The sequence below is a fragment of the Sulfuricystis multivorans genome (assembly GCF_003966565.1).
In the GTDB taxonomy this organism is placed as follows: domain Bacteria; phylum Pseudomonadota; class Gammaproteobacteria; order Burkholderiales; family Rhodocyclaceae; genus Sulfuricystis; species Sulfuricystis multivorans.
This window is the reverse complement of record NZ_AP018718.1, coordinates 605,027-629,938: the sequence shown is the minus strand read 5'-3', so window position 1 is coordinate 629,938 and position 24,912 is coordinate 605,027. Positions and strand designations below refer to the sequence as shown.

The window sequence follows — 24,912 nt, the reverse complement described above, 5'->3', positions numbered from 1 at the left end:
CATCATGGCTGAAACCGAAAACCAAGTTACCGATGACGATTGGGCTGCGGCGATGAACGAACAGGCCGCGCAAGAGAATGCTCAGGCTGCGGGCGAGACGGCGACGACCGAGGACGACTGGGCCGCGGCGATGCAGGAACAGACCGCGCAGGAAAAAGCAGGTCGAGCAGCGGCTGCCGCTGCGACGGCCAAACTCTTCGAACCGCTCGGCGGCAATAGCGCCGCACCGGTCAATCAGGGCCTCGAACTGATCCTCGACATCCCGGTGAATCTCACGGTGGAGCTCGGACGCACCAAGATCTCGATCCGGAACCTGTTGCAGTTGGCGCACGGCTCGGTGGTCGAGCTCGACGGCCTGGCCGGCGAGCCGATGGACGTGCTGGTCAATGGGACGCTGATCGCGCAGGGCGAGGTCGTCGTCGTCAATGAAAAATTCGGCATTCGCCTGACCGACATCATCACGCCGCAGGAACGCATCCGCAAGCTGAACAGGTAAGGCGTATTTCGCCGTTTATTTCGACCTTCGTCGCCTGGGACGAGGCATAAGCTTCGTGGCCATGCTGCCACGTGGCTTTGCCTTGCTGTCGTTTGCATTCATCCCGCTCGCCCGTGCCGCCGAGGGGGGTGCCGTCTCGTCAGCGCCGGATTTGGGCGCGAGCGCGCTGTCGATGTTCTTCGGCCTGATCGTCGTGCTCGCCTTGCTGATCGGCGCGCTATGGCTGATGAAAAGGCTCGGTCAACCGCATGGCGCGGCGGCGGGCCTGATGCGCGTCGTCGCCGGCGTGGCCGTCGGCCCGCGCGAGCGGGTGGTGATCCTCGAACTCGGCAACAGCTGGCTGGTGCTCGGCGTCGCCCCAGGACAAGTCACCACGCTGGCGGAAATTCCGCGTCAGGAACTGCCGCCGGGTGTGGCGCTATCGACTGCCGGCGAGTTCCCCGATTGGCTCAAGCGCATGGTTCATCGGCGTGAAAAGTAAGTCATTCCTGCTACTTGCGTTGGCGCAGGGCACGCTCGCTCTCTTGCCTGTGAGCGCCTATGCGCAGGCCCTGCCGGCGCTCACCAGCACGCCGGTGGCCGGCGGCGGCACGCAATGGTCGCTGTCGATCCAGACGCTGCTGTTGATCACCAGCCTGACCTTCCTGCCGGCGCTGCTCTTGATGATGACGAGCTTCACGCGCATCATCATCGTGCTCTCGCTGCTGCGGCATGCGCTGGGAACGCAAACCTCACCGCCCAACCAAGTGCTGGTCGGCCTGGCGCTGTTTCTGACCTTCTTCATCATGGCGCCGGTCGGCGAGAAGGTCTACACGGATGCCTATCTGCCGCTTGCCGAGAACAAGATCGGCTTTCAGGAAGCGCTCGAGCGCGGCGCGGTACCATTGCGCGGCTTCATGCTCAAGCAGACGCGCGTGGCCGACCTCGCGCTGTTTACCAAAATCGCCCGGGCGCCGACACCGGAAAAGGTCGACGACGTGCCGCTGCGCGTCCTGATCCCCGCCTTCGTCACCTCGGAACTGAAGACCGCCTTCCAGATCGGCTTCATCATTTTCATTCCCTTCCTGATCATCGACATGGTCGTCGCCGCGGTGCTGATGTCGATGGGCATGATGATGATGTCGCCGGTGATGGTCGCCCTGCCGTTCAAGATCATGCTGTTCGTGCTCGTCGACGGCTGGCAGCTCGTGATCGGCTCGCTGGTCAATAGTTTCGGCTGAGAAAACCACCATGACTCCATCCACCGTCATCGACATCGGCCGCCAGGCGGTCGAAATCACGCTACTGATCTCGGCGCCGCTGTTCGTCGCCGCGCTGGCCACCGGGCTGATCGTCTCGATCTTCCAGGCCGCAACACAGATCAACGAGGCCACGTTGTCCTTCGTGCCGAAACTGATCGTCGTATTCGTCACGCTGATCGTCGCCGGGCCGTGGATGGTCACGGTACTCACCGATTACGTGCAACGCCTTTACGGATCGATCCCTGGCCTGATAGGATGATCTCCTTTACCAGCGCCCAGCTCGACGCCTGGATCAACGCCCTGCTCTTTCCGCTGGCCCGCATCCTCGCGCTGATGTCGTTGGCGCCGATCTTCGGCAATGCCGCGCAGCCGCGCCGCGTGCGGCTGGCGGTTGGCCTCGTCGTCACTTTCGCCCTCGTGCCGGCACTGCCGCCGATGCCGGCCGTGCCCGCCGGTTCATGGCTGGGTCTCATGATCCTCGCGCAACAGGTCGTCATCGGCCTCTTGCTCGGCCTTTGCCTGCGCATCGCCTTCGCCGCCGTCGACATCGCCGGCGAGCTGATCGGCATGCAGATGAGCCTGTCCTTCGCGATGTTCTACGATCCACAGAATGCCGGCCAGACGCCGGTGGTCGCCGAATTCCTCGGTTTGATCGCCATGCTGATCTTCCTGGCGCTCGATGGCCATCTGCTCACACTCGCGGCGCTCGCCGAGAGCTTTCGACTGCTGCCGGTCAGCATCACACCCTTCGCAGCCGAAGGCATCATGAGCCTGCTTGCCTGGTCCGCCGTGATGTTCTCGTTCGGCATCCTGCTCGCGCTGCCCTTGATCACTGCGCTACTGATCGCCAACCTGGCGATGGGTGTCTTGGCGCGCGTCGCCCCCCAGCTCAACATCTTCGCGGTCGGTTTTCCAGTCACGCTGACTGCCGGCTTTGTCGTGCTGATGTTCTCGATTCCCTATTTCGGCACGGCGCTCGAGCGGCTGTTCGATCAGGCTTTCCGCGCGCTGGCGCAATTGATGCGCGCCTTGGGCACGATCTGATCAACCCGCCTTCTTGATCAGCCGGATCACTCCTTCTGCCTTGCGCTGCGAGCCGAGCACCGAGGAATCGAGCCGTTCGGCATATTCGACGAGCTCGTAACCCCGATAGCCGCCCTCGCGCACCAGCACCTTGGCGCGGCGATCGAGCACCGCACGCGCTTCGCCGGCGCCACCGCTGTAGATGCGCTTCATCTTCAGGGAGAAATGCACGTAATCATCCGGCAGCCGCGCTTCCTCGATCTCCCAGTTCGGTGCCAAGGGATCGACGATCAGCCAGGCGGCGCCGATATACAGGCCCCAATAGACCAGCTTTTCGAGCGGATAGGATACCGAGGGACCGATGTCGATCGACTTGTTGGGAATGATCGCATTCGCTACTGCCGGAGTCGGAGGATTCGGCGTAGCCGAGCAGCCGACCAGAACAAGCAAGGCGAGCCATGTCGGGAAAAGGCGCTCATTCATCGAAGTGCTCCCAGCGTGTGGCCGTGCCGCGGGTGACGGCCACCTTCAGCCGGCGGCCGAGCAAGGCACCGAAATGCTTCGGCGCCAAGCCATACCCCGGCCGGATGCGCCGGATGTCTTCCGGCCCGACGATGGCGCCCGCGGGCAGATCACGCACGAAATAAATCGAACGCCGGAACACCCGGCTGGTCGATTCGGCCTCCGGGCGGACGAAATCTCCCGATCCCAGCGCGTGCCAAGCGGCGCGTGTCTGTTCGGCAAGATGAGCAAACTCCTGCGGCTCGATCGAGAATGCGCTGTCTGGCCCTTTTTCTGCCCGGCTCAACGTGAAATGCTTTTCGATCATGCAAGCGCCGAGCGCCACGGCAATGGTCGCCGCAGTCGTGCCCAGCGTGTGATCGGAAAGCCCCACCGGCACGCGGAATTCTTCGGCCAGCCGGGGGATCATGCGCAGATTCGCCTGTTCGAGCGGCGCCGGATAGCTGCTGACGCAATGCAGCAGGACGATTTCATTGCCGCCATGATTGCGAATGGTCTCCAGCGCTTCTCCGATTTCCTCGCAGCTTGCCATCCCGGTCGACAAGATGATCGGCTTGCCCGTCTGGGCCACTGCCTGAAGCAACGGCAGATCGGTCAGCTCGAAAGAAGCGATCTTGTAGGCGGGCGCACCCAAGGATTCCAGCAGCTCGACGGCGGACTCATCGAACGGCGTGGAAAAGATCGTGATGCCGAGGCTACGCGCATGGTCGAACAGTGCGCGATGCCATTCAGAGGGGGTGTGCGCTTCCTCGTAGAGCCGATAGAGCGTATAGCCGTCCCAGGGGCCGCCCCGAATCTTGAAATCGGCCTGATCAGAATCGATCGTCATCGTATCCGCAGTATAGGTTTGCAGCTTGACGGCATCGGCGCCGGCACGCTTTGCCGCTTCCAGCGTCGCCAACGCGCGTTCGAGCGAGCCGTTGTGGTTGGCAGAAAGTTCGGCGACGAGGAAGGGGGGGCATTCCTGTCCAATGGTTCGGCCTTCAATACTGATATCGATCTTCATGAAATTTTCTCGATTTTGAGGAGGTAACGGTGGCCGAGATGATCGAAGAAAGCCGGATACCTCTGAGGATCGCACACTCTGATCAAATCAAACTGCTCAGCAATCGTCTTATTGACATCGAGACGACTGTCTTCGGGAGTTCTCTTTCGATAACGAGTCACAGGCTGACTTTTCTCATCTTGAGGTACAGGCTCGATTAGGCCAAAATTTTGTATCGCGTAATCGATCAATTCAATCTCCGCCATGAATAAAGCATGATTGATTTCGTCCCACAAGGCATCCTTTGGAATATTTATTTTCGTTTTTTTCCAGACTCTTCCGCTATCCACTGGTTCAGCCGCCTCTATCAGGGACAGCGTGATAGTTTTGGCGCCGTATAACAACTCCCAAACATGCGGACTCCATCCACGTCCAGTCGGCAAATCGCTTGCGTGCAATACAAGGCTGGCCTCATATTTGGCTTTTTCGCTACTGCCGATCAGTTCGCTGCAAGAGATCAAAAAAAGGACATCGCCTCCAGAGAGCTGACGCTTGCTTGTCACCAACTCCACTTCATGAACCCCTTTTTGGGCTTGACCCCAGTTCATCAAATAAGGCACAACCGGATGCTTAGGGTCGCTACACAGCAAACTGATTTTCATCGAAAACTCCAAACACTTCGCTTATGGCCCTAAAGACACCTTTCCCATCACAAACCTGGCTTGCTGCCTGGGAGATGTTTTTCAGGACATCTTCCCATGGCAGCAACGATTCGAAACCTTGACTTTCCCTTTCGGAAGTCGAGTACAACGGCCAGGGCAAAGCAGCCCCCGCAGCCACGAGCGCGGCGTGAGCAGTTTCCTGGTTTTGCGCCAAAACCATTTGCAAGGTCGGCACCCCCAGGCAACAGCGTTCCCAAGCCGAGCTTCCGGCCGCACCGATTGCCAGATCACTTTGCGCCAGCAATTCGGCCATGTTTTCGACATCGACCAACACCTTCGTCGGCCGGGGCATTCGTTCTGCCTGTGCTTTGACGGCATCGATCCACGGTGCGTTTTTGCCGAGCACGACGGTGATCTCCAGATCGGGCGGAAGTGTGCATGTACTCAACACGCCGAGCACTCGAGCGGTGACATTGTCCTTATCGACCCCGCCCAGTGAGACGAGCAGGCGCTTTAACTGCGGATGCTCACGACGCTTGAGGCTATATTCGCGCCACTGGGCGAACTCCTTGCGCACTAGCGCATGACGCGGCCCGATGAAGATTCTGGCTTGGGGCGGAATCAGGTCGGCGTAATCGCTGTCTTGTCTGCCGAGGTTCTGATCGAGCAGCGCATCGCACTCATGCGCCCGATCGGCGAGATCGTCGATGACGAAAATCTGCCTGACATACGGGCGCATGGCACGCTCCCAGCGTGCGTCGATGCCGTAATGATCGACGATCAGCCAGTCGGGGGCCGTCCCGCCAGCGCCGACTCTTCGAAGCGAGTCGGCGCCCGGCGGGACGCTCTCATTTCCGCCAGCACCGAGTTTCGTCTCTTCGGCGTCCACCGCCCAATCGGCGCCCAGCCAGGCGGCATGCGCAGGTTGCGTCTTTGCCGGCCGCCAATCCGCGCAATAGGGCAGTGCGTGCACCTCGAAGCCTTTTTGCCGGATCGTGTCGATCAGATTGCCGGGATGCGCACGGCAGACGAAACGGCATCTCGCGCCTCTTTCCCGCAGCGCCTCGGCCAACGTAAGGCAGCGCATCACATGGCCGGTACCGATCTCGAACGAGGCATCGGCACGGAACAGGACTTTCACCGGCTCCCGCTCCTCTTTGTAGCGATGGCGATCCTCATGCGTCGATCGCCTCCGCGACGGCAGCGATGACTTCATCCTGTTCATCCTCACTGAGCCCCGCGTAGAGCGGCAGGCTGATCGCCTCGGCGTAGTAGCGCTCTGCTTGCGGAAAGTCGCCCGATTTGAAGCCCAAGCGCCGATAGTAGGGCTGGGTATGCACCGGAATGTAATGGAGATTGACGCCGATGCCTCTGTCGCGCAAAGCTGCGAACACTTCCCGATGGCTTTTGCCGATCTGGTCGAGCTGCAAACGCACCACATACAGATGCCAGGCCGAAGCGCAATCCGGATGCTGCCGGAGCAAAGCGAGCGGCAGACCGGCCAGATGCTCGTCATAGCGCCGGGCCAGTGCGCGCCGGCGGGCGACGAACTCGTCCAGGCGCTCTATTTGGCTGGCGCCGAGCGCGGCCTGGATGTCGGTCATCCGGTAGTTGTAGCCCAGCGCGATTTGCTGGTAATACCAGGGGCCATCGGGTGCGTGATCCATTTGCGCCGCATCGCGGGTGATGCCGTGGCTACGCAGCAAAACCATCGTTTCGGCAAGCCTTGCATCGTTGGTCAGCGCCATGCCGCCCTCGCCGGTGGTGATGATCTTCACCGGGTGGAAGCTGAAGACGGTGATGTCGCTAAAGCGGCCGTTGCCGACCGCTTCGTTGCGGTAGCGCGCGCCGATTGCGTGCGAAGCATCTTCGATGATGCGGAAGCCATACTGGCGGCCCAAGTCATGGATCGCCGCCATCTCGCAGGGTTGGCCAGCAAAATGCACCGGCACGACGATATTCGGCAGCCGACCGGTTTTCGCCGCACGGTCGAGTTTTTCGGCCAGCGCCACGACGCTCATATTGACGGTGTGCGGATCGATGTCGACGAAATCGACGTCAGCGCCGCAGTAACGCGCGCAATTGACCGAGGCGACGAAGGTGATCGGACTGGTCCACAACACATCGCCCGGCCCCAGACCGAGCGCGAGGCACGCCAGATGCAGCGCGGAGGTGGCGCTATTGACGGCCACCGCATGCGTCGCGCCGCAATACGCCGCGACGGCCTGCTCGAAGCGCGGCACCATTGGGCCTTGGGTAAGCCACTCGGAGCGCAGCACTTCGGTGACGGCTGCGACATCTCGCTCGTCGATGTCCTGCCGGCCGTAAGGGATCATACACCCGCAGCTGCATTGAAGGCGCGGATTTCCTCCACGCCGAGAAAATGCGGATTGTTGCCGGAGTTATATTCGAAGCCGGCCGGGGTGGGTGCCCCGCACTCGCCGAGCAGATTGCGGGTGTAATCGCAGTCGAGTCCGAAAAAACGGATGCTCGGGCGAATGACGAAATGGTCGGAAAATTCCAGCGTCAGATGGGAGTCGTCGGCTGGACACATCACTTCATGCAGCTTCTCGCCCGGCCGGATGCCGATGATCTTGTGCGGCATCCCCGGCGCCAACGCCTCGGCCAGATCGACGATGCGCACCGAGGGAATCTTCGGCACGAAGATTTCGCCGCCTTGCATGCGGGCGAAATTGCGCAAGACGAAATCGACGGCCTGCGCGATGCTGATCCAGAAGCGCGTCATGCGCACATCGGTGATCGGCAGCTCGCGCGCCCCTTCCGCCAGCAGCTTGCGAAAGAACGGCACCACCGAGCCGCGCGAGCCGACGACATTGCCATAGCGCACGACGGCAAAGCGCGTCGGATTGCTGCCGGCGATGTTGTTGGCGGCGACGAACAGCTTGTCGGAAGCGAGCTTGGTCGCGCCGTAGAGGTTGATCGGATTGGCCGCCTTGTCGGTGGAGAGGGCGATCACTTTCGCCACCCCGTTGGCCAGCGCGGCATGAATCACGTTTTCCGCCCCGTGGATGTTGGTCTTGATGCATTCCATCGGGTTGTATTCGGCCGCCGGCACCTGTTTGAGCGCCGCGGCATGGACGACGTAATCGACGCCGCGCATCGCCTGCACGAGCCGGTCGCGGTCACGCACATCGCCGAGGAAGTAGCGCATACAGGGTTGAGCGAAAACCTGCTGCATCTCGAACTGCTTCAGCTCGTCACGCGAGAAGACGATCAACCGTTGCGGCGAAAAACGCTCGAGCAGCGCGCGGATGAAGGCGCGACCGAACGAACCGCTACCGCCCGTGATCAGAATCGATTTGCCGTCGAACATCAGAGGTAATTGAACAGCATCAGTTGGCTTGCATTGACGAAGGCTTTTTGGGAAGCCTCCAGGGAGACTTGCTGCAGCTGTAGCTCGACCGCGATCTTCTGCGTATCCGCGCTTTCCACCTGCTGCAGCTCGTTTTGATATTGATTGCGCAAGGCCGAGTTGACGGTCTGCGCGGCGGTGATTTCCGCCTGCCGATGGGCCACGCTGCTGCGCACCGTATCGAGCCGGTCGAGCGCACCCGTCAGCGCGACAACACCATTGGTGATCGCCGCCGTATAGGCCGCACCGGTCAAGGTCGTATCCTGCAGATCGGTGATCAGCTGGTCGAGCGCGGCGAAGGGATCGTTGGTCCCGCCGATGTCGAACACGCTGTTGCCGGGATCGGAAACCGCAATCTGGCGGCTCTCATCGATGGCGACCATGAGCTGCAATGAATCACCGTTGTACTGTAGCGGTGGTGGCGGGGTGGGATGGGCCGTGAAGGGTGCGCTGCTGGCTTTCGACCCGGCGAACAGGAAATCGCCATTGGCGTCTTTGCTGTTGGCATGGGCAAGCAGATCCTCCCGCAGCCGTGTCAGATAATCGGCCACCGCATTGCGCTGTGTCATGTCGGTTTGCATCTGCACGCCGATAGTGGCGCTGCGCGCCTGATCGAGCACGCCGCGCGCCGCCTGCAAGACCGTCTCCTCCTCTTTGAGACGCGATTGACCACGCAGCATGTTCTGCGCGTAGCTCGACAGCTCGGCCAGACTGCGTGCAAGCTGCAAGGCGCGCTGCGCGCCGCTCGGGTCGTCTGCCGGCGTCAAAATGCGCCGTCCGGTGGCGAGCTGCTGTTGCAAGCCGGACAAACGCTCCTGCTTGGCGAACAATGCCGCCGTGTTGCGTTCGTAGATCAGGGCCGTGGAAATACGCATAGGAGTCACCCTCCTAGAGACAGGATCGTCTGGAACAACTCGTCGCTCACCTTGATCATCCGCGCCGCCGCCTGGTAGTAATGCTGGTAGAGCATCAGGTTGGCGGCTTCTTCGTCGAGATTCACGCCGGATTCGGCTTGTTGCGCGGCCTTGGCCTGCTTGGAGAGATTGTCGAACACCGCGCCTTGCGCTTTCGCGGCCGAGCTCGCATGCCCGACATCGCTCACCCAGCCCTCATAGGCGCTCTCGAAGCTGTTGTTGCCGGCAATCACCGTGCGATCGGTACGCAAGCCGGCAATCGCCAGCGCATTGCGGTTGTCGAGCGTGCCGCCACCGGGAAGAGCTGCAGCGATTTTTACCGTATCGGCAATCGTCACTTCGAGCCGGTTTGCGGCTGGCGCGGTCGGACGGATCAGGAAACTATCACCCGTGCTCGGCGTGCCGGTCATCGACAGCGAGAAACCTTGTGCCGCGGTCGCCGACAAACTCGCCAGACTGGTATCAGACCAGGTCTGCCCATCGCTGACGCGACGCAAGATGTAGTTCGCGCCATCGTAACGCAGCTCGTAATCGCTGGTGGTCAGCTGCGCGGAATTCGAAAGCTGCGCGGTCAAGACTCCCGTGCCGGAGTTCGTCTGCGCGGCAAAGCTTGCCGGTAGAGAAGTCGGATCGGCGAAAAACAGGCCGCCTAAATTTCCCGCCAGATCCGTACCCGATTGATGCAGGGTATTGACCTGCTGCGCCACCGCCAGCGCGATGCGCCCCAGCGCGTTTTGCGCGGTATCGAGGCTCTCCCGACGAAAATCGAGCAGGGCGCCAAGCTCGCCGCCGATCAGTCCGGCTTGCGTCAAAGCCTTTGATCCGGCATAGACCTCGATGCGCGCCGGATCATACGGCGCGGCCTGCGCAGTCAGCGGAAAGAAGGAGCCGTTTTGCACCAGCGCGTGGCCGCCGAGGAATACGCTGACATCGGCCTCATTGTTCTGGATGACGCTCACACCGGCCAGCCGGTTCAATTGCGCCAGCGCCGTATCGCGCTGATCCAATAAGTCGTTGACCTCGTGGCCACTGGCCCCCTGCAGCGCGCCGATGCGCACGTTCAGTTCCGCGACCCGGCGGGCGAGATCGTTGATGCTGGTCACCTTGTCAGTGATTTCGCCATTGACGCCGTCTTGCAAGCCGAGCAGATAATTGCCCTGGGCATTCACGGTATCGGCCAGCGTATGCGCGGCGCTGATCACCCCCTGGCGGGCCGCGGTGCTGGTCGGGTCGTTGGCAAGATCGTTCCATGCCGCGAAGAAGCCTTGCAGCGCCGCACTGACGCCGGCAGAGCGATCGCCGAGGATCGCATCGATCTGCCCCAGGGCCGCCGACTTCTTCTGCCAATAGGCATTTTGGACATCGACCTGGATGAGCTGCCGCTCGAGAAAAAGGTCGTAGCTGCGCTGCACCGTGGCGATCTGCGCGCCCTGGCCGATGAACCCGCTGCCGGTGAACATCGGTGGATTGTTCGTGAACACGACGCTTTGCCGGCGGAAGCCATCGGTGTTGACATTGGCGATGTTGTGGCTTGTCGTTGCCAGTGCGATGTTCGCATTGCGCAACGCGCTGACGCCGATCGACAAGGTGCTCATGGTTGACGCCCTTTCATAACAAGCTTCGGGATGGGCGCCGCCTTAGCGGGAAGTCTGTCGGCAGGAATTGCCGGGCGGCGTTATCCCGTGTTCTGTTCAGCAAGAACCGGGCCTGAAATGCCTTTGACTCTTCTTTTGACATGTCGGCTGAGCAGTCCTTTCATTGCAGGATCTCCAGCAAGCCTTTTGCATGCAAGCGCTCGGCAATGGGTACCAAATCCAATGCAAAAACGCCGATACGTTCCGCAATGGCGATCAGATCATGGCTGCCGTCTGCGTAAGCGAGCAGATTCATCATCGTCGCAACATCTCGCGCCGAATCTCGCGTACTCAAAGTCGGATAAAGCCCCCGCCGCCCCAGCTGCGGCTCGCACAGCACTGTAGTGCGAAAAACATGATTTGCCTCGAGCAAAGTCAAAATCGTCTTGACCACCGTGTAACCGCCTTGTAGGCCTTGCGATGTGATCAAAGACAAATCGTCGAACGAGGTATGATATTCAGGATAGGTGCCATACTTCGAGCGCATGACCGAGCCTACTGGCAAATCTATGCCAGGACTGCAATACTGGCGTTCATCGCTCCCCCGTTCAAGAAACGAATAGTGGTCGTATTTCCCGACAGTATGCTTGAGCACGTGTAATGCCGCGCGATCCGCAAGCGTGTCGCCACGACGGGATTCGAGATACGAATAACTTCTTTCATCGCCGATGCATGTCAAAACATAGCCAGCAACCGTCGTTTCGCGCATATGCCGCCAGTGAAGGCTCAAATAGGCGATCGAACCTATGGTTTCTGGCACGAAAACGATCCGATAGGTATAGCGCCGTCTGGGAAGAGTCATCAACCAACGAGCGAGCGCCGCCGTCACCACAGGGCCGGACAACTCATTGTTTCCCATTGAAGGATGGCAGACATACGTCGAAAGAAGGATTTCTTGCTGACTTGAGCCCGGCAGCAGCAAATCGGCATAAGTGAGGCTGCCCTGCGAAAGCGAGCTATCGATGAAAACCCGAAAGGGGCCGGCGGGCAATTGTTCGCGCTGACGATGGCTCAGGCAAAACCCCCAGCGTCGTTCGTAATACGAGGTGACATAGGGAATGGCATCCGGCAATTCGGGAAGCGAATAAAGATGCGCTTCGAGCTCTTCACGACTCATGATGGCATCCATCGGGATCGAATAACCGACGAGATGCAAGTTGTGTCGGTCGAAATCGACGAGGCGATCACCGTTGGCGTCGGCGATCCAAGCTTCCCGGACATTCCACTCCGGCGGCACGACCCAGTCGAAGACCTGCGTACCCGAGGGAATCTCATGAATGCGCAGCCCAGGAATCAATTCGGATAGATAACGCAATGTCTTTCGCACCCCTTCGCCCGTCAGGCTGCGAGGGATAGGGAACAGATCGCGCGCCCAACCATGCATGACAAGGCCATCATCCGCGCCTATTTTCTTCATTGCGCCATCTCACCCATCCAGTAATCCCAAAAACTTCCCGCTCCAACCCAACCGTCGTGCTGCCTGGCGTATCTCCTCTTGAAACATCGATGCCGCCACCAAAAGATACTCTCCATCCCTTCCCGCAGTGACGAGAGCACCAATCAGATCCTCGGCTGGCTCGATACGGTAAGGCAACCCCACGAATTTCATGCCGATCTTGTTGGGATTGCTATCGCAAATCGCTTCAGGCATGAAGTTTGTATCGGCGATGAGGATGCGGCAAGCTGAGCCTGCTCCCCAAAAGATGACCTTTTGTGATACCAGTTGGCGCTGCCACCAGGCACGTTTGGCATCGTAGGAAGGTTGAAGATCGAGGGTCGTATCCGTCGCCGCCACCGTCAAAGGTGTCTTTTGCGATGAATTCGCCTGGGCGTAAAACGCCATGATCAGATCGCCGAATTCGGTTTCTACGCAATCGATCGGCACCAAACCCATTTCTTCAGCGGCGCGCGCCAACGACTGAGCGGAAAACACATGCAGATGTTCAAAATGAAAAGGCAAAATTTTTCTTTCACGCAAGCTGATGTCCAAGGAGGGGGTTTCGATGATCACGACACCATGCTCTCCGGCTGCCTTACGCATGCCGCGAAGAAAGGATAATGGATCGTCGACATGCTCGATGACATTCCGGGAGAAGACGAGATCGAAATTTTCGACCCTTTGCATCAGCGATTCATCACAGAAATTTTCTATGATTGGCAAGCCAAGCCTTCTTGCGGCCTGGGCCGTCGCTCGATTCGGCTCGATTCCCAGAACGTCTGTTTTTTCTAGAGAAAAAAGGGCGCGGACTTCATCGAGCACGCCACCTGAGGAACAACCGATTTCCAATATCCGGCGGGGCGCATTTTTCCTAAATAAGGCGCAATTCGCCAGCCAGGATAAAAACGCATGGTGTCTTGACACTGCCACATTCTTGACCTCCGGCACAAAGTAGTAATGCTCGTAGATGGTTTTGAGTGTTGCGCTGCCGTAAGCCGACTGAAATGCATGCCCACAATCGCGACATTGAAGATATTCCAGATCGATCGTGTGGGGCCTGGGCACCTCGACATCCGCCTGCACCGGATTTTGATAAATCGGAAAATTTGACAGGCTCAGCAGCTGGCGGCTTTGCGTGCCTCGACACACAGGACAATGGTCGATGTACTTCATATTCGTTACTACGGCATCATGGGGCATCTTCGATCAATTCCAAAATCATACGCAAAGGGGTCAGGACAAAAACAATGCGCCGCCCCGCGAATGCTGCCGCAGGCTTCGCTTCACCCAACGGCATGCTGCCGGCCGAGCGCAGATCCTGCACCGTCTGATCCAGGTCAGCAACCCGGTAAGCAACGTGGTTGAGGATATTGCGCCCGCTTCTCAGCACTGGCGTCACTGGCCCCCCCTCACCAAGAGGTGCGATGATTTCATAGCACAACCCTCGATCGTCGTAACCGAAGGCCACGGTGACCTTTTGCAATCGATCTTCCACTGCCTCAGTCCAATCCCTGATGCCCAGCGGCCAAAGTTGCCGCCGCCCTTCTTCCAGAGAAGACACGAAGATTCCGATATGATCGAAGATCATGTTTCTTCTCCAACACCCTCTTCTATCAGGGCATTCTCTTGCTGATCGAGGCACTCACTGGCATGCGTAAAAAAGTCGCGCGCCCGAACGCAAAGCAATTGCGCTCTGCCGATTTCCGCCACCTTGAGGACTCCTGCCGACATCAGCCGGCTTTTGAGTCTATCCAACGCAACACCACTGCGACGCTCCAGATCGCGGACGTAGTAGCGCACCCAGCCCTGCTCGACAGCGCCATCCATTTCGATTGCAAACGGAAACTTCTTGAAATAGCGGTAAGTCACACCATGCGCCTGCTCGACATAATGCACGAATGTCATCCTGTCCATCGAGCATCCCAGGCTGGCAATCCACGCATCATGGCGCATGAGCAGATCGAATGCGGTGTCCGCTCCAAAGCAATCTTCAACGATGGTTTTGGCAAAGCGCTCGGCAAGCGAGCCGCTTGCCGCAACGCTGAAAATCGGGTGCTTCGAGCGCTGGACCCCTCTACGCTGCCTGAAATGTTCGCTGAGCAAGCCGACCTCGCTGGGTGTTCGGGCTGGGCAAAAAACTTCGCCTTTCGTAGCACTGTACGAAAATGTTGGCATGACCAGAGTTCCATCGCTCCCCAGAGCCGCCAGGACGCCATCGAGCAATTTGTCCATGCGTTGCGCTAAATCATCACCGGGCAGCTGCGCGGCGGGAAAAGCATCGGCATGCAGCATCAGACAATGCCCGGGCTTGATCCCGCAGGCGGCAAAAGCGGAGGTAACGTGATGAACCTCAATCTGCATAGATACCCCGCCGCTCGAGGCTGGCGATGATGCCGGCAAGACTCTTGATTTCCGAGATCTCTTCGCTGGAAAAACGAATGCCGGCGATTGCTTCCACTTGCAAAAGTAGATTGAAATTACCTAGGGAATCCCATTGCGGAAAACTTCCCAAGCCCAATGAGATATCGCTTGGATCGAATCTGGCATCCGGAAAAACTTCCTTGATGATTTCAAGCAGTTGCTGACGATTCATGGCGAAAAATGTCCAAATAGGGTATTTGCCAGCGTTGCAGATCGACCCAGTAACGTTGGCTCGATGGCGCAAAAAGAGCCTTCATCTCGTCAGGCATCACGAATTCGTCCGTCGTCCCGTTTCCCTGCCAGAGATTCAGCCCATGTTTATCGAGAAATCTTGCCGCGGGTGTATTTCGTTCGCTTGGAATGAATTCTGCCACGAGATAACGATACCCAGCCGCCAGCAGGCGTTGTCGTAACCGATCGAGCATCCATGCTTCGACGTGCCTGCCGAGAATGCGACAGCTCAACAAAAAGGTATCGAGGAAAGCCGTATCTTCTCTACCGGGTCGATATGCCACGACCAGTCCCGTGATGCCATGATCGCCGAACTTATCCTGCAAGGCGACAAGAAACGCCTCACAACCAACAAAACCGGTCAGTTTCTTCAGTGCCGCTTCATCATGGCGCGCCAGTCGCAAATTGAACTGATTGGTTTTGGCGCAAAGCTGTACGGCACGGGGCAATGTCGCTTCATCCAGTTCGATGCAGCGGGGCACCATCTCGATATTGGCGAGAAAAACACGTCCATCCGGCGCAGAGCGCAAGGCGCTTTCGAAAGAAGCTCGCGCCTGATACTGGGCTTTTTTGGCTAGATCGTCCTGGGTATCCGTCATTCGCGCGAGCGCATTCAGGGAAAGGATGGCTGACGGCCAATCAGCGACTTCTGGGGGCGGTTCGGGAACTACCACCATCGGCAAGCTTGCGCGTATCTTTTCCCGCTCGATCGGGTTATCGTCCCAAAACACCAGGCTATCCAGTCCCAGCCCCAGCTCCGCTGCTATTTCCTGAAGGTGTTGCGTTTTTTCATTCCAGTCGATGCGGGCAGCAATGATATCTGCGCGATGCAAGGCCATGGCCGGATGTCGATCAAAGACCTGCCAGACATCGTTTGCCTCGTTCTTGCTGCTGATGGCCAGAATCACTCCGGAATCGGAAAGCAACGCCAGCGCTTGTTGGAACGCGACGAATGCCTGGCCCAAACCATCCTGCCCCAACACGATGCCGGACAACCCCACCTCTCCGATCACACCACCCCACAACGTATTGTCGCAGTCTAGCACCAGTGCCTTACAAGCCGGCTTGCTCATCCTCTTGATCAGCGCCTCTAAACCTTCTGCCAGTAGGTTCAAGCCCACCAAAGACAATCGGCAACGGCTGACTTGATAATTCCGCGCATCGAGGCAACCCCTCAAGCCCTGAGCCGCGAAAAGGCGATCGAGAGAAAGAAGATACAGACGAGGATACCGCGCGCAACGTTCGTAAAGCTCCCGTTCGAATTCCGCTGCAGCCCGATCGCGAAGAGTGGCTTTGCGAGCGCGACGGATCGGGGAGTCTTCATACCCGCCCAGCCAGGCAACGATCGTAGGCGCATCAACCGATTGGAGGCGTCGATCCAGCGCTCCCAGCGCAGTATCCAGCGCCTGCGAAACTGCTTCTCCGCCCTGACGCAGAATCGACCAAGGAAGAAGATCTTCCAGAAAAACGACCCAAACGACGATCCATCGCGCATCGGATCGAGTCAAAGCAACTGGCCAATCGCCATACCCACCAATTTCGATCTCGGCCGGATTCAGGTGTCGCCAGACAGGGCTACGCGCTGGAAGATAACTCGTGCAAGTCAAACCGATTTTCATCGGCGGCATAATCCGAAAAAACAGGTTTTATGGGGTGAATCGACTGCGGTTAGCCGCTGCCTATTGCGATTCCTCAGACACGCGAGCCGCATCCGACCCGGCCTGCAAACCGCCGGCGATGTTGCGGTTGATCTCGATCAGGACGTCGATGCGATCGGGCTTGGGCTCTGCCATCAGCGCGTAAGTGCGCCGGTCGATGAAGCCGATCAGTGCCAGGAGATTCGTTTTGATCTCCTCCGGCAATGGATTGGCCGACTCGCTGATCTCGCTCTGAAACAGCGTCCAGACCCGTTGGTTGTAGCGCAGGGCCTCATCGAGCGTTTGCAGATCTTTCTCGTCGGCCAGGCGGTGCTGCGCCTCGACGAGTTTTTGTGCCGCCTTGAGCAACACGCTGGCTTCGAGGTCGCGTCCGCTCAAAGTGGCCTTCTCCACGCTGCGGTAGGCATCAAGCGGACTGGACATGACGGATCAGCTCCTCTTCATAAGCCACCAGGCGTTTTGCGCTCTTCAGCGCCTGGTAATACTGGCCGAAGGCCAGATGATGATTGATTTCAGCCACCAAAGCAGCCGTGCTCGGCGCAGCCACCAGCAATTCCTCGACGAGCTGCGCATATTTCTTCTGGTAGCCAGAGAGATTCGGTGTGTCCATGTACATCAGCTGCACGCACAGCTGGATGCGTCGGCAATGCGTGCTCGCCTCGTCTTCGTTGAGGATGTCCTTTTCCCGCAACAGCGGGACGTCGTTGAGGATCAACAGATCGCAGGGGGTTTGGCCGTTCTGGACGACCGCCCCCCCGACGAAAAGCCGCTCGCCTGCCTTGAGGCTGATCTTGAGCGACACCTCAACCCCGATCCCGCGCGGTCGTGCCGATCCCGCCTGCCACCCTTGCGAGCTGCTCTGCCGTGGCGGCGCTCAACTGCCGCGCCGCCTGCGACGATGCCTGCTCCACCCAGCGCCTCTTGATTTCCTCGCCGAATCCGGTCAGCCCCGCCTCCAGCGTCGCCAACGCATCCGCGGCAGCCGCCACTTCGGCATCACTCGATGAAGGCGTGAGCCTTCCCAGCGCGGCGCGGCCGTCTTCGGAAAGCGCGGGCGGCCCACCCTTGTCCGGCGGCGGCACCATCAAGGCTTCCATTTCCCTGCGCAACCCCACCACCATCTCGAGGTAACGCTTCCTGTCTTCGCTGTCCGGCGGAAACGGCGGGTAGTTCTTGACGATCGCCATCAGGTTGGCCCGCATCTCGCGGGCAAGCTTCTGCACCGTTTCGGCATCGTTCAAACGCTGCCGGTCGACCAGCGCCGAGTTTTGCAATCCATCCTTGGCGCTTTGCAGTCGCGCATAGACTGCAGAAGGCCGGGGAAAGACCGCGTTGGCGGCTTCATTGACCGAAGCCGGGCCGATCGAAGCCGATGCGGAGCGCTGAACGAGGCCAGGCAAGGCGGCGCCCCTGACCGGCTGCGGGTCGGCTTTCTGCATGCCGGCCATGGGCGGCAGTATCGCCGCCGCTACCGATTGCGCCTCTTTCACCATGTTCTATCCCCTCGCGTCAGTTCCGGAGTGATGAACGAATGCCGTGACGAACTTGCGCCCGCCACGGCCTTCGTTCCACCTCCAGCGCCGTGCGGCCCAAGCCGCGCTGCGCCGCCCGAAAGTTTAGAACAGACGCAACACCGATTGCGCGGCCTGCGAGGCAAGCGACAGCGAGGTGACGCCGAGCTGCTGACGGGTCTGCAAGGCCAGCATGTTCGCGCCTTCCTCGTTGGTGTCGGCCAGCGTCAGCTTGTCCGCGCCTTCCTTCAGCGTGTTGACCATCTGGTTGGTGAAGTCCAGCCGTGCATTGATGACCGCGAGGTTACTCGACAGCACGGAGGCTTTGGATTGCAACGTGCTCATCGCAGTAGTGATCGCGCCCGCAATCGAGTCAAGATTGCTACCTGCGGCGCCGAAAGTTTGAGCGGTGGTCAAATACGATCCCGAGGCTGCAGTACCATACGTCGCCAAGGCAGAAGCGTTGCCATCGAAACCGGTCAGTGTCAGCTTGTTGGTGCCCGTCTCATTGAACAACACATCCAAACTCTCAGCAGTTCCACCCAGGAAGTTGATGCCCTTATAGCCGGAATCTTGCACCATCTCCTTGATTTGACTAATAACTTCCTGGAACTGAGCTTCCTGAACGGAAGTATCGGATGAGGAGCGCGCAGCTTCCACCAGACCCTTCGCGTTCGACAGCAGGGTCTTGATGCCTTCGATGCCGTTGTTCGCCGCCTTGATCGTCTGGATCGCCTCGCCCATGCCATCCTTGCGCTCCGTCAGATCGGAAGCGCGCTGCATGTGCGCGGACGCGGCAAAGTAGTTGAGCGGATTGTCGAGCGCGCTGTTGACCTTCTTGCCCGTCGCCAAGCGCTCTTGCGTGCGACTGAGCAGTACTTCGGTATTTTGCAGGCTGATCAGGTTGGCCCGCATCGAGGCGGTCAGGGTGACTTCTTGTGCCATGATGAATCTCCTTTTCTAGGTTGAGGATGGGCGCGGAGTTCTTCCGCGCCATTGGGCAGATCGACCTGCCTTGGCTTCCTTATCGGCTGGCAGGAGAGGAACTTTAGGGAAACGCTGAATAAGTTGCTGCGCGGGCGCATCGCCGCGTTGCGCGGTGCTCGCTCCCTCGCCTAACTCCATGTTATGTCTCGGTCGCTGCGCTCCGTGCGCCTTGCGCTGCATCCCGCTCGCGGCCTTCTTCAGCGTTTCCTTAGCGAGTTTTTCCTCCGCTCCTGTCTTCGGCTTCGCGCAGCGTATCGAAAGTCTCGCCCAGGCGGCGCACCGACGCAGCGATCAGCTCGGGATGGTGCTGAAGCAAATCGGTGTAGTTGGCAAGGGCATCCGCGAAATCCGGCTTGAGCAGCACGGCCGTCTCATAGGCTGCGAGCGCTTCTTCGAGCCTGCCTTGATGCTGGCGCAGCACCCCGAGGTTGTTCTGGGTATAAGGGTCGTCTTCTGCGCAAGCCAAAGCGCGCAAGAAGGCGGCTTCGGCGGCATCGATGTCGCCCTGCTGCAGCAGGGCGACACCGAGGTTATTGGCCGCTGGCACGAATTGCGGGGCGATCTCCAGCGCTCGACGATAAGCCTCGATGGCTTCATCGTGCCGGCCCATCTGCCGCAGCGTCTCGCCGAGATCGTTCCAGTAATGGGGATCGTCCGGCGCATGCACCAGCGCCGCGCGCAAATGGCGCTCGCCTTCTTCATGCCGGCCTTGCTGGACGAGGCACAGCCCCAGGCCATGCAGCGCCTGGGGAAAATCCGCGGCCTCGGCCAGAAGGCTCTCGAAAAGGTCTCGCGCCTCGTCCAGATGCCCGGCCAGCATCTGCTCTTGGGCTTGCTCCACGCGTTTGGCCCGCTTTACGGCCTCCAGAGGATCGGCTCGCATGTTTCGCACTCCTTCCCGTGACGTTTTTTTCATCCGGTCATTGCGCGGTGGCTTCGATCGCGCGCAACACCTCGTTTCTCGCCGCTTCCATGAATTCGAGGATCAGACCGAAATCATAGGTCGCCTTGGCGATCGCCTCATCGTCATCTTCGATGATCGAAGCGGCATTGAAGCACAGGCTCATCAGATGCAGCAAGGTGCCGCGAAACAGCATCGACGACGCCGTGCTGGCGACGATTTCCGTGCGTATCAGACGATACGTATCGATGATGCGCTCGATGATCTCTGCGCGGCTGGCGATCTTGCGGTTGAGCAGTGGACGCAGCTCGGCATCGAAACGGTCGAACTCTTCCACCAGCGCCTGGGCGACCGAGGTAAGCGGAAGATCGATGGGCTCGAAAGCCTTGGCGATCTGCTCCAGTACGCGCGCTTTGTGCTCGGGGCTGGGTAGCTCCTCTTCCAGGCGTCTTGCCAGATCCTCGGCCTCGATCGTCACGGCGCCTTCGATCAGCGCGCCGTCGTTGGGGTTATAGACGGTCGCCGCAGGATGCGCGCGAATCCATCCGGACAGGTGCTGGCGGGCCGATTCGAAAGCGAAATTCGTCTTCACGCTGCCGCCGAAGTTGCCGGGCGCGGTCAGATGTTTCGTCGCCACATTGCCGATCAGGCGGCGCAGGCGGTCTTCCTTGGGCAGCTTGCCGTGATAGACCGTATCGCGCGCATGGTGGCGTGCTTCATCCTTATAGCCGACATCGACGCCGAAAAGACAGATTTTCTTGAAACCCAGCCCCAAGGCGAGCGTCAGGCCCATGTTGGTCACGGTGGGCTGCGTCTCCAGGGGCGGCCTCTCGATGAAACCGCGCGCCACGAGCAGATTGCCCATCGTGTCCGCTTCCTTGATCGCGATGCGGGCGCTTCTGAACAGCTCGAGCACGCGTGGCTCCATGACCTGGGTGGTGATGAGATCGATTTCATGCAGGAATTCGCGCGGCAGGGAATGGATCAGAACATCGTAGGTCAATGCCGTGCGCTCGATCTCGATGTGCAGATCCGGGCGGATGCCCGCCTGGTGCAGGGCCGCGAGCGCCGTGCCGCAACTGATGACCACCGCCCGAGCCCGATGTCTTTGCAACAGCGGCAACAATCCGTCCAGCGAAGGGCCGGCGCCGACGACGAAGGCAAAGGCTTCTTCCGTCACGACGTTGGGCTTTCGATAGACCGGGTGATGGCGCGGCAGATTGATGAAGCTGTGGCGGATCGAGATGATTTCGTCGTCGAAAAACCCCAACCCGTGGAACATCCGCCACAGCGTGTCGGTGATCATGGTCGTGATCTCTTCGAGCCTTTCGTCTGCCGGCATCGCCGGAAAGAGCGCCGCGCCATGCACGAAGAAAGGCGGCAGATTCCTGAGCATCGCATTCATCAGAGCCCCGGAAAGCTGCTCGACATCGGGCTCGATGATGAAAGTCAGGTCGGTGCCCTTTTCCATCGCGATGCGGCTCAGTTCCACGTAGTCGTGAAAGAAACACGACAGCCGGAAGGCGTCGGTATCGGTCTCAAGCAGGATCAGATGGCGCACCTGATAGTCCAGCAGCAGACGTGAGATCGGGTAGCCGATGCCGCTGCCGATCACGATCAGCAGCGGGATGGTTTTTTCGTCGCCGAACACCGGATAGCGGTAAAGCCCCTGCGCGTCGGGGTAATGCTTGGTGAAATGCTTGCGAAAAAGGTCTGGATAAATTTTGTCCAGCCTAGAATAGAAATAGTGAGCCGTATCGGAAACCGCGTCTTCCTCTTCGCTCGTGATGCGCAGGTTGTGGAAAGCCAAAAGCTGGTTACGCTCGTCCGGGTCGGCGAAAATCGCGAGGCGCCGGGCGTATTCGATCATCAACGGCGGCAAGGGCTGGGCCGTGCCGTCGGCATGACGGATGGTCAGATCCCCCTGGTCGGAGATGTCGATGGTGGCCGTCGGCGATCCTTCGCTCACCTTGCGGTGGATCTCCGGCATGTTGAGACGGAGGAACTCCAGATTGGCCTGAGCGGTGGCGTGCAGCCGAGCAAGATAAGCTTGTTGCAAGGGGGTCATGAAAATCACTCCTCGTCCGGAATGGAATGGAACATTTTGTCATGCGCCTGGCCGCTTGGATCATCGCACCCGGAACAACGGCTGCAGCGGCTCGCAGCGTAGCACCTGACTCAATGTGCCTTTGACGAGATGCCGGAAAAGCATCGGTAGGATCTCGCCATAGCCATCCAGCAAGGCAGCGAGTGCCGCCTCGTCGTGGGCGGCGCTCAGATTGTGGCTGCCGATCCACAAGATGCCGCGCGCGAACAGTTCCTGCATCAGCCAGGTGCGTATCTCCCATTGACTCGCCGCCTCGGTATCGCTTACGAGCAGAAATATCCAGCTCGGATGGCCCGAGACGGACAGGCACCCAGCCAGGCCATTGCGCTCGATCAGCGCCTTTAGCGCGGCTTTGAAGCGTTCACCCCGCGCAGCGATTTCCGCCAGGATGGGGCTTTTGCCAAGCTTGTCGAGCGTGGCGCTGGCGGCGGCCAATGAAAGGGTCTCGCCGCCGAAGGTGAAGGAGAAAAAGATTTCCTCCATCTCGCGCATCAAGGCGCGATGCCCGACGAGAGCGGACAACGGAAAACCGTTGGCAAGTCCCTTGCCGAATGTCGCGAGATCGGGAATCACGCCAAAAACCTCCTGCGCTCCGCCATTGGCGAAGCGAAAGCCGGTGATGGTCTCATCGAACACCAGCACGGTGCCGTGGCGCGTAGCGCGCTCGCGCACGCCTTCGAGAAACCCCGGCTGCGGAAAGCTGACATTCATCGGCTCGAGGATTACGGCAGCAATCTGGCCGGGATAGGCGTCGAACAGGCGATCGAGCGAGGCTAGATCGTTGTATGCGAAGGTATGGGTCAGTTCGCACACTGCCTGGGGAACGCCCTTGTTGCGCGCCGTCGAACCGATGTACCAGTCCTGCCAGCCGTGATAGCCGCAGACTGCGACGTGATCGCGTCCGGTATAGGCCCTGGCCAGCCGTATCGCGCCGGCAGTGGCATCCGAGCCGTTCTTGCCAAAACGCACCATTTCCGCGCAAGGCACCATCGCGCACAGGCGCTCGGCAACTTCGGTCTCGAGTGTTGCCGGCAGTGAAAACAGGCTCCCCTTGTCGAGCTGCGCTTTGACCGCCGTATTCACCTCCGGGTCGCCATAACCAAGGATGAAGGCTGCCAGACCCATCACGCAATCGAGGTATGCGTTGCCGTCGATGTCCCAGAGACGGCAGCCTTGGGCATGGCTGGCGAAATAGGGCGAGACCCCGAAAGGATATTGGGTCTTGCTCTTGCTGAAGGTCTGGGAACCGAGCGGAATGACCTTCTCGGCGCGGGCAAGAAAGGCTTCGGATCGGGCATAGCGCTCGCTCATCGCTGCTCCTCCTCCGGGAAATAGGCGTGAGCGAGGGATTTGTGCAGCAGCCAAGTCGCGATCCGCTCGCCCGGATCGGGATGAAAGGTTTCCGCACCATGACCATAAGATGCCTTGGCGACCAGCACATAGGCCGGATTGGCCAAGAAAAGCCGGCTGTAATCCATCTTCCACGAGAACAGCCCTGGCCGGTGATGATAAGGACGCCGACACGGCAACACGGGATCGAAATCAGTGATCGCGATGAAACCGCCTTCAGCACAGACGCGATCGGCCTCGGCGATGGCCCGCATCAGCTCGCTGCGATCCAACAGATAAAGGCAGAAACCGAACCAGACCAGCTTGAACCGCCCTTCATCAAAGGGCAGCGCTTCAGCCGTGCCCTGACGCAGATCCAGCATCGGATATTTGCGCTTGCCGGCTTCTATGGCCTGACGCGATGGATCCACTCCACAGCCGCGTACGCCGCACTGTCTAGCCAGCGCCGCGAGATTGCTGCCATCGGCGCAGCCGATTTCCAGCGCCTCGTCACCCGGCGCAAGGTAAGGCAAGAAGAGCTGGAGCGGCCTTAGGCGCACCGCCGTCTGAAGCCCCAATGCGGCATGGTTGCGCTGAAACCAGGCATCTCCCTCACCGGCCAGAAAAGCTTCCTTTTGCATTTCAGCCCTCGCTCTTCTCTTTCTGCTGCGCATCGGCGCGCAGCGATTTCTCAAAGCCAGCGTTGCGCCGCAAGCCGGCATTGATGGCGACGAGCTCCGGCTTGCGCGCCAATAGCTCGAGCACGTCTTGCATTCCGAACCTGGGATGGTGCGGATAGAGCGCCTCATAGACGGCCCGCACGAAATCGAGGTCTGCCGGTTCATCGACCGTCCAGCGCAGCCGGGACAAATCGACTGGGTTTTTCCACAGGCCAATGCGGAAACGCTCTGGGTGGTTGCGAATAAAAGGCGTCACATGCTCGCGCTCGGAAGGCAGGCACGCCTCGCGCCAGGCGGTCTCGAGGACGGCCATGCGGATGATTTCGGCATCCAAGCCATCGGGCAGGCTGGGTTCATGGCAATTCGAGCTGTAGTCGAACCCTTCGTGACAGTGAAAGCGGATCAGCTCATCGATCAGTGCCGGATCGGCGAGCGGACAATCCCCGGTCAAGCGCACGACCTGTTCCGGCCGATGGCGAGTTGCCGCACGGTAAAAGCGGTCGAGCACATCGTCCAGACTGCCGCGATAGCATTCGACCCCCCGCTGCCTGCATAGGGCAACAATCTCGTCATCACCGGGTTCTACGCTGGTCGCGACGACCAGCCGGTCGATTTCGCCGCAATGTGCGAGCCGCTCGAGCTGCCTGGCGAGCATCGGCGCGCCCAGGATCGGCGCCAGCACCTTGCGGGGTAGGCGGGTGGAAGAAGCGCGCGCTTGCAAGATCGCCAGGATCATCCCAGATTGCCTATTGGAACGTGCGCGGATTTCGTCGCCAGCGGCGAAGATTTGTGTTCGCGC

General features: G+C 59.7%; 28 protein-coding genes. 5 read left to right on the top strand and 23 right to left on the bottom strand.

Features of this window, described 5'->3' with window-relative positions; all coding sequences use genetic code 11:
- Nucleotides 1-4: 4 nt before the first annotated feature.
- The 5 genes from fliN (at nucleotide 5) to fliR (ending at nucleotide 2,781) form a co-directional block, all read left to right on the top strand.
- Complete coding sequence (gene fliN, locus EL335_RS03105; protein ID WP_126444199.1) at nucleotides 5-496, top strand: flagellar motor switch protein FliN; 492 nt, start codon at nucleotides 5-7, stop codon at nucleotides 494-496.
- Between the two features lie 61 nt (nucleotides 497-557).
- Entirely contained in the window at nucleotides 558-977 is a 420-nt protein-coding gene (fliO, locus tag EL335_RS03100) for a flagellar biosynthetic protein FliO (protein WP_284155485.1), read from the top strand.
- On the top strand, nucleotides 967-1,716 hold the full coding sequence (fliP, locus tag EL335_RS03095; protein WP_126444197.1) for a flagellar type III secretion system pore protein FliP: 750 nt from the start codon (nucleotides 967-969) through the stop codon (nucleotides 1,714-1,716). Before fliO ends, fliP begins: the two co-directional genes overlap by 11 nt.
- A gap of 10 nt (nucleotides 1,717-1,726) precedes the next feature.
- Nucleotides 1,727-1,996, top strand: a complete 270-nt coding sequence (gene fliQ / locus EL335_RS03090; RefSeq protein WP_126444196.1) for a flagellar biosynthesis protein FliQ — start codon at nucleotides 1,727-1,729, stop codon at nucleotides 1,994-1,996.
- On the top strand, nucleotides 1,993-2,781 hold the full coding sequence (gene fliR, locus EL335_RS03085) for a flagellar biosynthetic protein FliR (RefSeq protein ID WP_126444195.1): 789 nt from the start codon (nucleotides 1,993-1,995) through the stop codon (nucleotides 2,779-2,781). Before fliQ ends, fliR begins: the two co-directional genes overlap by 4 nt.
- Here fliR and EL335_RS03080 read toward each other — a convergent pair whose 3' ends face one another.
- From EL335_RS03080 to EL335_RS02970, 23 genes are all read right to left on the bottom strand, one after another.
- Nucleotides 2,782-3,243, bottom strand: a complete 462-nt coding sequence (locus tag EL335_RS03080; RefSeq protein ID WP_126444194.1) for a hypothetical protein — start codon at nucleotides 3,241-3,243, stop codon at nucleotides 2,782-2,784.
- A complete protein-coding gene (gene pseI, locus EL335_RS03075) occupies nucleotides 3,236-4,288 on the bottom strand; it encodes a pseudaminic acid synthase (protein WP_126444193.1) in 1,053 nt (350 codons plus the stop codon). Before pseI ends, EL335_RS03080 begins: the two co-directional genes overlap by 8 nt.
- Entirely contained in the window at nucleotides 4,285-4,929 is a 645-nt protein-coding gene (locus tag EL335_RS03070) for a UDP-glucuronic acid dehydrogenase (RefSeq protein ID WP_126444192.1), read from the bottom strand. Before EL335_RS03070 ends, pseI begins: the two co-directional genes overlap by 4 nt.
- Complete coding sequence (gene pseG, locus EL335_RS03065; RefSeq protein ID WP_126444191.1) at nucleotides 4,907-6,145, bottom strand: UDP-2,4-diacetamido-2,4,6-trideoxy-beta-L-altropyranose hydrolase; 1,239 nt, start codon at nucleotides 6,143-6,145, stop codon at nucleotides 4,907-4,909. Before pseG ends, EL335_RS03070 begins: the two co-directional genes overlap by 23 nt.
- Entirely contained in the window at nucleotides 6,105-7,265 is a 1,161-nt protein-coding gene (pseC, locus tag EL335_RS03060; RefSeq protein WP_126444190.1) for a UDP-4-amino-4,6-dideoxy-N-acetyl-beta-L-altrosamine transaminase, read from the bottom strand. Before pseC ends, pseG begins: the two co-directional genes overlap by 41 nt.
- Nucleotides 7,262-8,263, bottom strand: coding sequence for a UDP-N-acetylglucosamine 4,6-dehydratase (inverting) (gene pseB / locus EL335_RS03055; RefSeq protein ID WP_126444189.1), 1,002 nt, complete (start codon nucleotides 8,261-8,263; stop codon nucleotides 7,262-7,264). Before pseB ends, pseC begins: the two co-directional genes overlap by 4 nt.
- Nucleotides 8,263-9,177 carry a flagellar hook-associated protein FlgL gene (gene flgL / locus EL335_RS03050; protein ID WP_126444188.1) on the bottom strand — a complete coding sequence of 305 codons (915 nt, stop codon included), beginning with the start codon at nucleotides 9,175-9,177 and terminating at the stop codon, nucleotides 8,263-8,265. The genes pseB and flgL overlap by 1 nt, the downstream gene beginning before the upstream one ends.
- Nucleotides 9,178-9,182: 5 nt before the next feature.
- Nucleotides 9,183-10,811 carry a flagellar hook-associated protein FlgK gene (gene flgK / locus EL335_RS03045; protein ID WP_126444187.1) on the bottom strand — a complete coding sequence of 543 codons (1,629 nt, stop codon included), beginning with the start codon at nucleotides 10,809-10,811 and terminating at the stop codon, nucleotides 9,183-9,185.
- A 160-nt stretch (nucleotides 10,812-10,971) separates the two neighbouring features.
- Complete coding sequence (locus EL335_RS03040; RefSeq protein WP_284155422.1) at nucleotides 10,972-12,267, bottom strand: DUF4910 domain-containing protein; 1,296 nt, start codon at nucleotides 12,265-12,267, stop codon at nucleotides 10,972-10,974.
- A 9-nt stretch (nucleotides 12,268-12,276) separates the two neighbouring features.
- Nucleotides 12,277-13,461, bottom strand: coding sequence for a class I SAM-dependent methyltransferase (locus tag EL335_RS03035; protein WP_172600014.1), 1,185 nt, complete (start codon nucleotides 13,459-13,461; stop codon nucleotides 12,277-12,279).
- A 16-nt stretch (nucleotides 13,462-13,477) separates the two neighbouring features.
- Entirely contained in the window at nucleotides 13,478-13,876 is a 399-nt protein-coding gene (locus EL335_RS03030; RefSeq protein WP_126444185.1) for a VOC family protein, read from the bottom strand.
- Nucleotides 13,873-14,649: an AAC(3) family N-acetyltransferase gene (locus tag EL335_RS03025; RefSeq protein WP_126444184.1), complete on the bottom strand. Its 777-nt coding sequence runs from the start codon at nucleotides 14,647-14,649 to the stop codon at nucleotides 13,873-13,875. Before EL335_RS03025 ends, EL335_RS03030 begins: the two co-directional genes overlap by 4 nt.
- Nucleotides 14,639-14,881 carry an acyl carrier protein gene (locus EL335_RS03020; RefSeq protein ID WP_126444183.1) on the bottom strand — a complete coding sequence of 81 codons (243 nt, stop codon included), beginning with the start codon at nucleotides 14,879-14,881 and terminating at the stop codon, nucleotides 14,639-14,641. The genes EL335_RS03025 and EL335_RS03020 overlap by 11 nt, the downstream gene beginning before the upstream one ends.
- Nucleotides 14,859-16,559 carry an HAD-IIIC family phosphatase gene (locus EL335_RS03015; RefSeq protein ID WP_172600013.1) on the bottom strand — a complete coding sequence of 567 codons (1,701 nt, stop codon included), beginning with the start codon at nucleotides 16,557-16,559 and terminating at the stop codon, nucleotides 14,859-14,861. The genes EL335_RS03020 and EL335_RS03015 overlap by 23 nt, the downstream gene beginning before the upstream one ends.
- A gap of 60 nt (nucleotides 16,560-16,619) precedes the next feature.
- Nucleotides 16,620-17,021, bottom strand: coding sequence for a flagellar biosynthesis regulator FlaF (flaF, locus tag EL335_RS03010; protein ID WP_126444181.1), 402 nt, complete (start codon nucleotides 17,019-17,021; stop codon nucleotides 16,620-16,622).
- Nucleotides 17,005-17,400, bottom strand: a complete 396-nt coding sequence (locus EL335_RS03005) for a flagellar biosynthesis repressor FlbT (RefSeq protein ID WP_126444180.1) — start codon at nucleotides 17,398-17,400, stop codon at nucleotides 17,005-17,007. Before EL335_RS03005 ends, flaF begins: the two co-directional genes overlap by 17 nt.
- 1 nt (nucleotide 17,401) lies before the next feature.
- Complete coding sequence (locus EL335_RS03000) at nucleotides 17,402-18,091, bottom strand: hypothetical protein (protein ID WP_126444179.1); 690 nt, start codon at nucleotides 18,089-18,091, stop codon at nucleotides 17,402-17,404.
- Nucleotides 18,092-18,214: 123 nt separating this feature from the next.
- The gene (locus EL335_RS02995; RefSeq protein WP_284155421.1) at nucleotides 18,215-19,054 is read right to left on the bottom strand and encodes a flagellin N-terminal helical domain-containing protein; all 840 of its coding nucleotides are present in this window, start codon (nucleotides 19,052-19,054) and stop codon (nucleotides 18,215-18,217) included.
- 250 nt (nucleotides 19,055-19,304) lie between these two features.
- A complete protein-coding gene (locus tag EL335_RS02990; protein ID WP_172600012.1) occupies nucleotides 19,305-19,979 on the bottom strand; it encodes a tetratricopeptide repeat protein in 675 nt (224 codons plus the stop codon).
- A 37-nt stretch (nucleotides 19,980-20,016) separates the two neighbouring features.
- Entirely contained in the window at nucleotides 20,017-22,065 is a 2,049-nt protein-coding gene (locus tag EL335_RS02985) for a motility associated factor glycosyltransferase family protein (protein ID WP_126444176.1), read from the bottom strand.
- A 60-nt stretch (nucleotides 22,066-22,125) separates the two neighbouring features.
- Entirely contained in the window at nucleotides 22,126-23,415 is a 1,290-nt protein-coding gene (locus tag EL335_RS02980) for an aminotransferase class III-fold pyridoxal phosphate-dependent enzyme (RefSeq protein ID WP_126444175.1), read from the bottom strand.
- Nucleotides 23,412-24,074 (bottom strand): class I SAM-dependent methyltransferase, encoded by a 663-nt coding sequence (locus EL335_RS02975; protein ID WP_172600011.1) that lies wholly within the window; start codon nucleotides 24,072-24,074, stop codon nucleotides 23,412-23,414. The genes EL335_RS02980 and EL335_RS02975 overlap by 4 nt, the downstream gene beginning before the upstream one ends.
- A 1-nt stretch (nucleotide 24,075) precedes the next feature.
- Entirely contained in the window at nucleotides 24,076-24,849 is a 774-nt protein-coding gene (locus EL335_RS02970; RefSeq protein ID WP_126444173.1) for a cytidylyltransferase domain-containing protein, read from the bottom strand.
- Nucleotides 24,850-24,912: the final 63 nt, after the last annotated feature.